General features: G+C 41.7%; 11 protein-coding genes. 4 read left to right on the forward strand and 7 right to left on the reverse strand.

Translation table 11 applies throughout. The features are described 5' to 3' along the window. Positions 1 to 3 precede the first annotated feature (3 nt). Entirely contained in the window at positions 4 to 471 is a 468-nt protein-coding gene (locus AB5754_RS08320; RefSeq protein ID WP_368251314.1) for a PTS glucose transporter subunit IIA, read from the reverse strand. A 430-nt stretch (positions 472 to 901) separates the two neighbouring features. Between AB5754_RS08320 and AB5754_RS08325 the strand changes: the two genes are divergently transcribed. From AB5754_RS08325 to AB5754_RS08340, 4 genes are all read left to right on the forward strand, one after another. Next, positions 902 to 3,562, forward strand: a complete 2,661-nt coding sequence (locus AB5754_RS08325) for a glycoside hydrolase family 65 protein (protein ID WP_368251347.1) — start codon at positions 902 to 904, stop codon at positions 3,560 to 3,562. Positions 3,563 to 3,908: 346 nt separating this feature from the next. After that, positions 3,909 to 4,733, forward strand: coding sequence for a PRD domain-containing protein (locus AB5754_RS08330; protein WP_368251315.1), 825 nt, complete (start codon positions 3,909 to 3,911; stop codon positions 4,731 to 4,733). A gap of 188 nt (positions 4,734 to 4,921) precedes the next feature. Beyond that, entirely contained in the window at positions 4,922 to 6,319 is a 1,398-nt protein-coding gene (locus AB5754_RS08335; protein ID WP_311833028.1) for a PTS transporter subunit EIIC, read from the forward strand. Between the two features lie 33 nt (positions 6,320 to 6,352). Continuing rightward, positions 6,353 to 7,105 (forward strand): ChbG/HpnK family deacetylase, encoded by a 753-nt coding sequence (locus tag AB5754_RS08340; protein WP_368251316.1) that lies wholly within the window; start codon positions 6,353 to 6,355, stop codon positions 7,103 to 7,105. 92 nt (positions 7,106 to 7,197) lie between these two features. Here the strand turns inward: AB5754_RS08340 and AB5754_RS08345 are convergent, their stop codons facing one another. The 6 genes from AB5754_RS08345 to AB5754_RS08370 all read right to left on the reverse strand — a co-directional run. Next, positions 7,198 to 8,895, reverse strand: a complete 1,698-nt coding sequence (locus tag AB5754_RS08345) for an aryl-sulfate sulfotransferase (RefSeq protein WP_368251317.1) — start codon at positions 8,893 to 8,895, stop codon at positions 7,198 to 7,200. Between the two features lie 243 nt (positions 8,896 to 9,138). Next, entirely contained in the window at positions 9,139 to 9,453 is a 315-nt protein-coding gene (locus AB5754_RS08350; protein ID WP_311833025.1) for a DUF1292 domain-containing protein, read from the reverse strand. A gap of 18 nt (positions 9,454 to 9,471) precedes the next feature. Then, on the reverse strand, positions 9,472 to 9,900 hold the full coding sequence (gene ruvX, locus AB5754_RS08355) for a Holliday junction resolvase RuvX (protein WP_311833024.1): 429 nt from the start codon (positions 9,898 to 9,900) through the stop codon (positions 9,472 to 9,474). Continuing rightward, positions 9,897 to 10,166, reverse strand: coding sequence for an IreB family regulatory phosphoprotein (locus AB5754_RS08360; protein ID WP_010754233.1), 270 nt, complete (start codon positions 10,164 to 10,166; stop codon positions 9,897 to 9,899). Before AB5754_RS08360 ends, ruvX begins: the two co-directional genes overlap by 4 nt. A 323-nt stretch (positions 10,167 to 10,489) precedes the next feature. Continuing rightward, the gene (locus tag AB5754_RS08365) at positions 10,490 to 12,349 is read right to left on the reverse strand and encodes an ABC transporter ATP-binding protein (RefSeq protein WP_368251318.1); all 1,860 of its coding nucleotides are present in this window, start codon (positions 12,347 to 12,349) and stop codon (positions 10,490 to 10,492) included. Positions 12,350 to 12,361: 12 nt separating this feature from the next. Then, the coding region (locus AB5754_RS08370; protein ID WP_368259544.1) for an ABC transporter ATP-binding protein at positions 12,362 to 13,344 on the reverse strand (983 nt) is incomplete at its 5' end.

Genomic DNA, 13,344 nt, shown 5'->3' on the forward strand with positions numbered 1-13,344 from the left:
TAACTATTCTAACACCGCAGCCACAGTCTGGCTATCTGCATTGCCCAGATTTACGTTTAGTTGAATATCTTTTTCTTCTGGGAAAACTACCATTACTACATCGTCTTTTCCCTTTTCTTTTAATAGATCTAAATCAACTTGTAAAATAGGTTCTTTGGCGCTGACTTTTTGGCCAGCTTCCACCAAGGCTTGAAAGCCTGCTCCTTCAAGTGCCACCGTATCAATGCCAATATGAAGTAAAAGGCCTACTTTATTATCAGTTTCGATAATCAGTGCGTGTTTAGTAGGAAAAATCGACTTCACAACCCCACTGACTGGCGCCGTAATTTCTCCATTACTTGGCTTCACCGCAAAGCCTTCTCCCATCATCTTTTGACTGAATACTGGGTCTGCCACTTGATCAATCCCAATGACTTCCCCTGCGACAGGAGAAAAAATATCTGTTTTTTTCTTTTTAAATATGCCAAACATGGTAATCCGCTCCTTATTTTGCCTAACGAACTGCTACAAAACAATTTATTAAATTCGTTAGACCTTTGACTTGCCTGATTATTACTTCTTCCATAACCCCTTCAACTGCAGCAAAAGTTTTCTAAATCACGACCATAAAATCACATTAACAAGAATTTAAATAACGAAAATATAATTTTAAAAAAAGGATTTAACACTTAATTTTGCCCCTGTCAAAGAATCATCAAAGAAACACTATAACTAAATCACAAGGCTATCAAAAAAGCAAGCCAAAAATTTTCTGATTGTTTTTTGATGAGCTATTTTTTCAAAAACAGTTTGAAATCTCAAAATATCTCGGTTATAATCAACACGCTTGTATAGACAAGTAACATAATACTGTTTTACCGAAAGGAGTTTAGGAAACAGCGCTTTTGTTTCCGCATCAATGATGAACCTAGCGAAAATCAGCATCAAAAACGAAACTTGGCAAGTAGCGCTAAAGGACGGAACAAGTCAACTATTTAGCGGCCTGCCTTCAGAAAATGCCAAAGACTTAAAACAATGGCTAACCCAACAAGCAATTACTGGGGGTGTGGTCATTGCCACTGCGCCTTGTCTATTAGAAGGACCTCATGGCACTTATGAATTGTCCCAGTGGTTAACTGAAAATCTAAATCAACCCTTTGTTACGGTAAAAACACTAGCAGACTTTGAAGACGCAGCAACAGAATTGCCTTGGCACTTAGATTATTACGGCTATCGTCCCGGCAAAGACGAATACTCTGTGGAATCACTATTAACAGTGGGCAATGGCTTTTTAGGATTGCGAGGAACGACTCCCGAAATGGAAATTTCCGATGCCAATTATCCCGCTACTTATTTGGCTAGCCTATACGATACTGGCTATTCCAAAATTCAAGATCGAACCATCGCCAATGAAGACTTTGTCAATGCCCCTAATCTGCAAAAAATTTATTTAATCCTTGATGGCGAACGCATTGATATTGCCAATAATCAAGTGCAATTTCTAAAGCGCTCTTTAAACTTGCGCAATGGATTGCTTACTTCCAGTAGTGTAATTGAACTAAAAAGCGGTAAAAAACTATTGATTGAAAGTGAAAAGATGGTCAGCATGGCCCGCCGAGAATTTTATGGCATTCGTTATCGTTTTACTCCCCTTAATTTTAGTGGTGAGATTAAAGTGGTAACGGAAGCAGACGGTGAAGTCTACAACTACAACGTGGCTCGTTACCGCAGTTTGGAAAAAAATCATTTGGATATTCTCCAAACGGTGGCAAAAGACACTGCCACTCGCTTAGTTGCACGTACGAAAAATTCTAAAATCACCGTCATCCAAGAGGCACAGCTGCTCCTTCCAAATTCAGCTCAAGCAACGCTCACCTGTGAAAACAGCGAAACGAAAATTTGCCAATCCTTTACCGTAACGGTTTCTGAAGGTAGTTGTTATGAATTGGAAAAAATCGTTTCCGTCCAACAGTTTCGTCAAAACGAACAAGCGGCCATCGAAAAAGCCCTAAAAACCACTCCGGCTCTGGCTTTCCCTGATTTTGCCAGCTTATTAGCAGACTCCACCGCTGTTTGGCGCACATTATGGAAAAAAGCCGGGATTACCGTAACCGGAGATTTAATGAGCCAAAAACTTTTAAACCTTCACACTTACCACATGCTGGTGGCTGCTTCACCTAATGGCAACCACAATCTCGATGCTTCCGTTACTGCTCGGGGGCTACATGGAGAAGCCTATCGTGGTCATATTTTCTGGGACGAATTGTTTATCTTGCCATTTTACATTTTGCATTTTCCAGAAACTGCCCGTCAAATTCTCTTGTACCGCTATCATCGCCTAGGAGCAGCCAAAGCGGATGCCCAAAAAATAGGCTTGAAAGGGGCAATGTTCCCTTGGCAGTCCGGGTTAGATGGCACTGAGCAATCTCAAGAACTCCACTTAAATCCCATCAGCGGCGAATGGAAAGAAGATCACAGTCGCTTGCAACGCCATGTTTCTTTGGCCATTGCTTATAATGTTTGGCAATACTGGCACAACACCCAAGACCGTGATTTTATGGCCCAATACGGTTTGGAAATGATGATGGAAATCGCCCACTTCTGGCAAAGTTTGGCCGCTTGGGATGAAGAGCAACAGCGTTATTCTATTGCAGGGGTTATGGGGCCGGATGAATTTCATGAAGCCTATCCTAATGCCGAAAAAGGCGGTTTAAAAGACAATGCCTATACCAACATGATGGTCGTCTGGCTCTTTGAAGAAATAGCTAGTTTGCAACAAGAATTAGGGGAAACTTTCTTTAGGGATATTTTAGAAAAAACGGGTATTACCCCAGCAGAATTAACTGCTATGGCGGCAATTCGGCAACAATTGGCCTTAGAAATTAATGACGAAGGAATTATTGCGCAATTTGATGGCTACTTTGACTTACAAGATTTAGACTGGGAAGCCTACCGGAATAAATACGGCAATATTTACCGTCTAGACCGGATTTTAAATGCAGAAGGCAAATCAGCCGACAGCTATAAAGTCGCAAAACAAGCCGATAGCTTAATGATTTACTATAACTTTTCCACAAGCCAAGTGAATCAGATTTTAGCTGATTTAGGCTATCAAAACGAGTTACCGAAAAACTATGTAGCCGAAAATCTACACTATTACTTGGCCCGAACTTCCCATGGTTCTACCCTTTCTCGAGTTGTTCATGCCCAATTGGCTGCCATGGTGGATGAAAACGAGTTAGCTTGGCAACTTTACCAAGAAGCTCTTTCCTCTGATTATCAAGACATTCAAGGAGGAACCACTGCAGAAGGAATCCATGCTGGTGTAATGGCGGCTACGTTGTATATTCCCTTAACTACCTTTGCTGGTATGGACATTCGTGGCAGTAAGTTACACTTTGCACCAAAACTACCTGCACAATGGCAAGCAATCCGCTACTCCATGACATTGCGTCAAATTGATTTTGAAATTACCGTAAATCATAAAGAAATCCTCTTGACCGCATCGGAAGATACTGAAGTTCAAATTGGCCAGCAACTGGTAGCCTTACCAGCGGGAAAAACAATTTGCTGTCCTTATTAAACATTTAGGAGGGGGACAATAGCTGTGTCCCACCTTTGAACCGAACAATACCAACATGAGCTCACAAAAGACAAGCAACGCCCATTAAAAAACAGGGGAAGTTGCTTGTCTTTTCATCCTTAAAAATTACGCTTGTCACTTCCCTAATTTTTATTCCCATACTTTAGGATAGTCTTTTTAGAATTTATGTAGTATAATACCGTCGAAAGGTTGTTACTCGCTTGCGAGGCATTACTTTTATGATTGATAAATAAGGGTTGTTACTCATTTGAGGCATTACTTGCATGGCATCAAGGGAGAAACAGCGCTATTTTTGTGTACGCAATTCGTTTTGTGAGGTGAAACCGTGGAAATTATTCGTAAAATTAATAACAACGTCGCATTAGGTGTTGACAACAATGGCCGGGAAATGGTGGTTTGCGGCAAAGGGATTGGGTTTCCTAAAATGCCTTATACGTTAACCGACATGAGCCAAGTCCAAAGAACCTATTACGATATTTCCGAGCACAATGTGGAGATGTTCAATGAGATTCCCGAGGACATTTTGGCGGTTGCCACTGATATCGTTGATTTAGCTAGGGTAACTTTGAACAGTGAGTTAAATCCCAATTTACCTATCACGTTAGCGGATCATTTGAAATTTGCCAACGAACGAATCAAAAACAATATGGAAATCTACGCCCCCTTATCCTTTGATGTGGAAAGCATGTACGCCAAAGAGTATGCAATTGGCAAACGCGCCCTGACCTTGATGAAGAAAAAAATCGGTATTTCTTTACCAGCTTCGGAGGCAACCAGCATCGCCTTGCATATTATCAATGCCGAAGATCGCACCAGTGATATGCACTTGACATTGATGATGACCAAAATCATTCAAGATGTAATCGGTATTATTGAAAACGAGCTTGAGATTACCTTTAAAAAAGATAGCTTTAATTATTCTCGTTTTATCACTCATTTGCGCCACTTGATTCAGCGACAAGTTCGAGATCAACAGATTTTTAGCGATAACAGTGAACTCTACGCGACGGTGCGCTTGCAATATCCAAAAGTCGCCCAATGTGTGGACAAAATCGACGCTTATTTTGAAAAAGAATACCACTGGAAATACAGTGACGAAGAAAAATTGTATTTAATCATGCATATCAACCGCGTCTGTGCGGACAATTAAATCAAATGGATTGTTACTCAAATTTTGAGGCATTACCCAGAACGGTGCAAAGGCACAGGTCTGGGTTTTTTTATTGCTTAGGATTAGTTTGTTGGGAAATGAAAGCCCTCTTTTGCCTCATGCTTTCCTAAGTGAGTTATTTTATTCCTTTTAGAAAATTTATTTAAAAGAAAGTAGGAGAATATGAAATGACAGATGAACAAAAATTTCACGAAACCGCCGATGAGGTCTTACATGCCGTCGGAGGAAAAGAAAATGTTGCCAGTGTCTTCCACTGTATGACTCGCTTGCGTTTTCATTTAAAAGATAGCAGCTTACCAAATACCGATGAGATCAAAAAAATCGATGGTGTTTTAGGCGCGCAGCTTTCTGGGGGGCAATACCAAGTAATCATCGGGCCAAATGTCGGAAAGGTCTATACTGAACTTTGCAAAATCGCTGGTATTTCTGAACAAGCCGCAGTGGATGTTCCTGAAGACAAACCAAAAGAAAAACTAACGCCTAAATCCATTGGTCAAAGTATTTTAAACAATTTAACCGGTAGTATCACACCAGTTCTGCCAATCTTTATCTGTGCCGGGCTATTGAAGATGATTATCATCATCTTCGGGCCAGGAATGCTAGGGGTCCTTAGTGATAAGAGTGGTTTATACACGGTCTTGTCCTTTGCCGGCGATGCAGGATTTTATTTCTTGCCAGTCTTTCTAGGCTATACCAGTGCCAAACAATTTAAAGCGAGTCCTTTAATCGGGATGCTTTTAGGGGCGATTTTGATTCACCCAAGCTTTATTGAAGCGGTAAGCAGTGGCACTTCCCTTGATTTTCTTGGGTTACCCATTACTCCCATGACCTATTCCAGCTCAGTAATTCCAGTAATTTTAGTCGTGTGGATTATGTCTTATGTTGAACGTTTTTGGAACAAAGTGATTCCTGAAATGTTGAAAATTATGTTGGTTCCTTTCTTAACCGTCTTGATTATGTTGCCATTGTCACTTGTTGTGTTAGCACCTTTAGGAGTCATTTTAGGTTCCTTTATTAGTACGTTCTTCTTCTGGTTACATTCCGTCTTAGGTGCTTGGGGTATCGCTTTACTAGGTGCTGTTTATGCCTTGTTGATCATGACCGGGATGCATCACCCATTAAACCTAGCTGTCTTTGCGACATTAGGTTCTGTGGGCTATGACAAAATTGTCTTTGTCGCAGGTACTTCTGCTTCTATGGCCTTAGCGGGTGTTGCCTTAGCTTTTGCCATTAAAGCTAAAAAACCAGAAAATCGCAGCATCGGTTTCTCCAGTTTCTTCCTATTAGAAATTGCTGGGATTACTGAACCTACGATTTACGGGGTAGCATTACCTTACGTCCGTCCTTTCATCGCCCAAGCAATTGGCGGTTTCTGTGGTGCTCTTTACATGGGCTTTATGGATGTGAAAATGTATAATTTAATTGGTTCCAATATTTTCGGTCTTGCTGGTTTTATCGGCAAAGATGCCAATAACTTCATGCATGCGATTATTGGTTCTGTAATTGCCTTTGTCGTGGCCTTTGTAGCGCTATTTATCATTGGGTTTGACGAAGACAAAAAATAATCGAACAAGATAAAAAATTTTGGAGGGAGAAACATGCGAAAAATTCTTATGCGAGCCGACGACTTAGGCTATAGCGAAGCAGTCAATTATGGTATCTTGAAAAGTATTCAAGATGGCGTAATTACTAGCGTCGGTTTAATGTCTTCCATGACCGCAGCAGCCCACGGTGTCAAATTAGTCCAACAAGAAAAGATTGCTTTAGGGCTCCACTTTAATATTAGCATCGGCCAACCTGCAGCAGATCCTAAGCTGATTCCTAGCTTGGTGCAAGCCAATGGTGAATTTAAACCTTCTAGTGACTACCGCAATGCCCAAAGCGATTTTGTAAATTTAGAAGAAATCATCATTGAAGCTGAGGCACAGTTAGTACGCTTCATCGAACTAACCGGCCGCAAACCAGATTACTTAGATGGTCATGCGGTTCCTAGCCCTACTCTCTTCCATGGACTTGAAATCGTCGGCAAACGCCACGGCCTGAAATATTCTCCACTGCCACAACGCATTGAAGATCAAGTTACCATCGGCCAAACCCAAGTCTTGATGCACACTGGCAGCAGTCCTGAAAAAGATGCCCAAACTTGCCTGCAAGAACTTCTGGCAACTCCTGCTACTCCAGAAGTGGTGGATTTAGTTGTCTATCATCCTGGCTATTTAGATGAGTATATTTTGCAACACTCTTCTTTAAATATCCGCCGCACTGCCGAATGCGCTATGCTTTGTCGTCCGGAAACCCGGGAGATGTTAGTCGCCAATAAAGTTGAAGTCGTTTCTTATTTAGACTTATAAAATAGAAAAAAGCTGAGAAATCCCATCTTATTTGATGGTGTTTCTCAGCTTTTTCTTTTAATTATTTATTGGTTTACAAGGGGTACACTTATCTATTCAAAATAGTAACCACTAAACTCATACTTATAAACGCGGTACAAGAACTTCTCCTCTCCGGTTGTTGTGTAAGTGGCAATAGGATTGCCTTCTTCATCATACTCCGTGAAGGTGGCCACTTGTCCAGAGTCCACTAAGTAATTCGTACCCAGTTTTTGGACACTGGAAATAAAAGTGGAGTAAGGCACGGCGAATTCTTTCATCAGTTTGTACGTCCCAGCCTCTTCGTCCACTTCGTACTCATAGTAATAAGAGTTTTCCGTGGAATCCAAATCCGTAGTCCCGGCACCTGCCTCTAAGTAAGGTGTCATATCCAAATCCGTGCGAGAATCCATGACGGCTGAATTATTGTTAAACATATACAAAGTGTAATGTTCGTCATCTGCCCCGGCTTCATAGGTCACGGAATGTTGCCCAAATTGGGAGGTGAAGTCCCCGTCTTTTTGCAACAAGGTGGCGCCGTTGGTATCAATTCCTTCCCAAAAATCACTGTCAGAAATAATCGTCTCAATCTTAGAATCAGTGGAAACATCCGTCAGTTTCATAATGGATGACGTTTCCCGGGAGCTCAAAATTAATTCATCGTCGTTAATGTATTGAATCGTATTAATGTGAACAATATCCCGGGCACCTTTTTCCGCTGTGGAAACCACTTTGCCGGTAGCCTTGTCATACAAATCCGGCAATAATTTGGCAAAGTCAGCAATTTCAGTGACTGCTCCTGTGGTGGCATCAATTTTAATCACCCGATCTTCTACATAGTCCGCTTCTTCTTTGGCTTCAATGCTGGTAGCCAAGGCAATGATATTCCCCTCTTCATCCAAAGCGTAATCGTGATGAAGAATATAGCCGTCATCTTTCACATAGTATTTCGCCGTGACTTGGCCTAGCTTATTCATCTTCACCAGAGAATAATTGGAAATGGCAAAGACCATATTGTCCTCATCGTCAAAACTTAAACGCATGGAATTATAATTAACCAAAGGAATCTCATTACGCACATAGCCTTCATTATCCACCAAAGCAATCACCCGATTGGCTAACGTGCTATCGCCAATTAAGGCAAAAAGCCCATTGGAAAGCTCGGTAGCATTGTCATAGGTCGTCACGTCCAGTTGTGTACCTAGCCCACTATTGGATGTGACAGGTGTGTAGTCAAAACTAGACTCTTCCGTTGTCCCATCGGTGTACGTAACAGTCATAGTGACAGTGTTTTCTTGCCCAGCAATCAAACCGATTAGTTGCGATTCAAAATCTTTAGCCATACCACTGTTAACCAAGGTTTCGGAAAAATCAGGAATTCCCGTAGTCTTCACTTGATAGCTGACACTTTCTATCTCTTTAGTAATCGTAAAATTCACATAAATGCTGTTGTTATTGGTCAAATAAGGATTGGAAACCAACAGCGGATCTGCCACAGTGGCTTTTGTTTGCTCTTTTAGTGCGGTCAATTGCTCATAAATCTCACTTTGCAAATCCGGATCGTACACATCAGACACCGATTCGATATCATAATCGCTATAATCTAATGTTGTCACCGCTCCATTGCTAGCTACAGGCAAAGTGTAGGCGGCCTCCGGGGTTTCTTCTGCCGCCTTGCCATTTTTTACCACCATGGTAATTGATAATGCAGCCACCAGTAAAGCCGCCACCGCCATTGCAATCATTGCGTTTTTATTTCGTTTTTTCGCCATCTCGTTTACCTCTCATCCATTTGTATAAGACTAGTTAACGAGATGGAGCTTAATTGAAGCATAAATAGTCGAAAGGAAATGGATGAGCTTTGGAAAATCTTAAAATGATATCATGGAAAATTATCAGCGAGGAAAAGTCATGGAAATTGACAGAGTAAAATTATGAAAAGATGGTAGTCTTGATGGGAAAAACAAAAAAAAGCTGAACCCTTATCAAGTAAGGGTTCAGCTATCATACAAAGCTTATTCTTCATCCTCAGACATAAACGTGTTAAAGACTTCTTCGATCATATCCCATTCCGCTTCGGTTTCGATTTGTTGCAATTCGCCTTCTGTGCCGTCTTCGTTTTCGATGTAAGCATAGGCTTGCAATTCCACGTCTTCTTCTTCAGGGACGCCTGCTGGGTAAAGCAAGACGTAATTTTTGCCGAATTCTTCTTGTCCGTCCACGGTTAAGAGGATTTCGTACAAGGTTTCGTTTCCTTGATCGTCTACTAATGTAATGTGTTCGTGTCCTTCGTGATCATGCTCGTGGTCATGATGGTTGTGTTCTGTCATGATTCTAGCTCCTTTTTTTTAAATGCTGCTGCTATTGCGATCCAGATAATTCTGTAAGATCATGACAGCTGCTAATTTGTCGATAACTTTTTTTCGTTTAGCCCGAGACGTATTGGCTTGTTCCACCAACATCCGTTCTGCCTGAACCGTGGTCAAGCGTTCATCTTGATAGGCTACGGGAAGATCAAAGAGTTCTGTAATCTGATCGCCATAGCGCATGGAAGCTTCCGCCCGGGGGCCAATGGTGTTGTTCATGTTTTTAGGTAAACCTACTACAAATTGGGTCACTTCATATTCAGCAACCAATTCTTTTAAGCGGTCAAAACCAAAATTTTCCTCGTCTTCATTGATGCGGATGATTTCCACCCCTTGAGCCGTCCAACCCATGGGATCACTAACTGCTACCCCCACAGTGCGAGAGCCCACATCTAAACCCATGATTCTCATGATAAATCAATGCCGTGATTTGTCAAATAGTACCGAATCAAGACTTCCAAGATTTCATCTCGCTCATGGCGGCGAATCAAATTTCGCGCATCTCGGTAACGAGGTATATACGCCGGATCACCGGATAACAGATACCCTACGATTTGATTGATTGGGTTGTAGCCTTTTTCTTCTAATGCTTGATAGACGATGGCCAAGGTTTCGCTGACGGCTTTTTTATGGCTGTCATCAAAGTCAAAACGCACCGTTTCATCAGTATACCCCATATTTGAACACCTCAATTTCCATTTCTAGTCTAAATTTATTTTACTTCATCCCTAGGCAAACTACAAACAAATGATTTTTAATTTATTTGTGAAGATTCTAAGAAGACGGAATTATTCTCACTTTTCCCTAGAGAGCTGCCCTGAAAAAAATTTAGACCTGTTATTTTCCCTTGTGATTACCGTTTCAGTATAACATAGGCCACCGTTTATTTCAGGAATAAACCTGCCAGAAAAATCAGGTTTTAAAAGTCGAATGAACTGCCTGTCTAACGATCCAAAAAGACCAGTGGAAAACTTTCTTCCACTGGTCTTTAACAAAGCTTCTACGCTTCTTCAGCTAAATCTTCAAATTGAGAATTGTACAACGCCGCGTAGAATCCGCCTTGAGCCAAGAGTTCTTCATGGGTTCCTTGTTCTTTGATATCGCCATCTTGCATGTACAAGATCTTGTCTGCGTCTTTAATCGTAGACAAGCGGTGAGCAATCACAAAGGATGTCCGGCCAGCCATTAAGTTGTTCATGGCATTTTGAATCAAGACTTCCGTACGGGTATCGACAGAAGACGTAGCTTCATCCAAAATCAAAATTGGTTTGTCGGCCAAGATTGCCCGGGCAATGGTCAACAATTGTTTTTGCCCTTGGGAAATATTGGAGGACTCTTCATTGAGTTCCATATTATAGCCCCCAGGCAAGGTTTCGATAAAGTGGTGTACGTGAGCCGCTTTGGCTGCGGCGTAAACTTCTTCATCACTAGCCTCTAGGTTCCCATAACGAAGGTTGTCCATAATCGTGCCCTTAAACAACCAGGTATCTTGTAAGACCATGCCGATATTTTCTCGAAGGTCAGCTCGATTGAAGTCTTTAATATTGTAACCGTCAATCTTAATGGCACCACTGTTTACATCGTAAAAACGCATTAAGAGTTTCACCATAGTGGTTTTACCCGCCCCAGTAGGACCGACGATGGCCACCATTTGTCCAGGTTTCACATGACTGCTAAAGTCGTTCACAATGATTTTATCCGGTGTATAGCCAAAGTGTACGTGATCGAAATCCACCATGCCCTTCACTTTGCCAATTTTCACTGGATTTTCCACGGTTTGATCTTCTTCTTCTTCGCCTAAGAATTCAAAGACCCGTTCAGCAGCTGCTGCCATGGATTGAAGCATATTGGATACTTGAGCTAATTGAGCGATTGGGTTCGTTAAGTTTCGCACGTATTGGATAAAGGCTTGAATGTCCCCTACGGTAATGCTGCCATTGTAGGCAAAAATCCCACCGATAATCGCTACGGCTACATAACCTAAGTTGCCGACAAAGTTCATAATCGGTTGCATCAAACCAGATAGAAATTGAGATTTCCAAGCGGATTTGAAGAGTACTTCATTTTGTTCTTTAAACTCATTCAAGGCGTTTTCTTCATCGTTAAACAAATGAACGATGTTGTAACCACCCACAGTTTCCTCTACTTGACCGTTGATAATCCCTAAGTATTTTTGTTGCGTAGCGAAGTGTTTTTGTGAGAACTTCACTACAAACAAAATCAAAACTAAAGAAATCGGTACAATCAAAACGGAAATTCCGGTCATTGGTAATGAAATCGAAAGCATCATCACAATAACCCCGATAACAGTGAAAGTCGACGTAATCAACTGAGTAATGGATTGATTCAATGATTGTCCCAAAGTATCCACATCGTTGGTAATCCGGGAAAGCACTTCCCCGGTAGTCCGGCTTTCAAAGTAGTTCATTGGCATACGATTGATTTTTTCGGAAATTTCTTTACGCATGCGGTAAGTTACTTTTTGGGTCACAGTGGACATAATCCAACCTTGCATCACCCCGAAAAGTGAAGCTACCAGATACAAACCTAGCATAAAGAGCAAGGTTTGACCGATTTTGTCAAAGTCGATGCCCCCGGTGCCTTGGTATTTTTTAATTAAGCCATTGAATAATTCCGTAATGGCTTTGGATAAGATTTTTGGTCCCCAGATATTGAAGATTGTCGAAGCTGCTGCGAAAATCATGACAAACAGAATCGCAATCTTGTAATTCGCCATATAGGAGACTAGTTTTTTAATGGTACCTTTGAAGTCCTTGGCCTTTTCGCCAGCGCCCATGTTACGACCAGGACCGTGGCCCATGCCCCCGCGTTGAGGGCGTTTTTCGTTATTTTCTGCCATTTTCTTCGCCTCCTATTCTGCTTCCAAACCTAATTCGGCATTGCTCAACTGGGAAGAAGCGATTTCTTGATATACAGTAGATGTTGCCATTAATTCATCGTGAGTTCCTTGGGCTACAATCCGACCTTCATTTAAGACAATGATGTTATCCGCATGAAGAATTGTCGAAATCTTTTGAGCCACGATAATTTGGGTAATGCCTTCGACTTGTTCTGCCAAAGCCCGTCGTAATGCTACATCGGTTTTATTATCCAAGGCTGACAAGGAATCATCCAAAATCAAAATCTTCGGATCCTTTGCCAATGCCCGAGCGATGGACAAGCGTTGTTTTTGTCCCCCAGAAACGTTAGTCCCGCCTTGAGAGATTGGTCGAGCGTATCCTTGTTCATTGGAATCAATAAATTCATCCGCTTGAGCGATGTTGGCTGCTTTCTTCATTTGTTCATCCGAAATGCCTTCTACATCCCCAAATTTAATATTGGATTCAATATCTCCAGAGAACAACACGCCTTTTTGAGGAACAAATCCGATTAAGTCGTGAAGTTTGTGCAAACTCATTTCCCTAACGTCCACGCCATCAATGGTAATTCGGCCAGTGGTCACGTCAAAGAGTCGTGGAATCAAATTCACTACCGTTGACTTACCAGAACCAGTCGAACCGATTAAAGCTGTGGTTTGCCCTGGTTTAGCAGTAAAGTTCAAATGATGCAAAACATCTTCCTCAGCATCTGGATAGCGGAAACTTACGCCTTCAAAACGAACTTGCCCTTGGTAGTCCACATCGTCTTTTGGTTGTGCCGGATCCACGATGGTTGGTTTCGTTTCTAAGACTTCATTAACCCGTCCTGCGGAAACATTGGCCCGAGGTAAAATAATTGAAACCATGGATAACATCATAAAGGCCATAACAATTTGCATGGTATAGGTGATGAAAGCCATCATATCCCCAACTTGCAACTGGCCAGCGTCCATACTGTGACCGCCGACCCAAACGA

It is taken from the genome of Enterococcus sp. 2201sp1_2201st1_C11_2201SCRN_220225 (assembly GCF_040925905.1).
GTDB lineage: Bacteria > Bacillota > Bacilli > Lactobacillales > Enterococcaceae > Enterococcus_C > Enterococcus_C asini_A.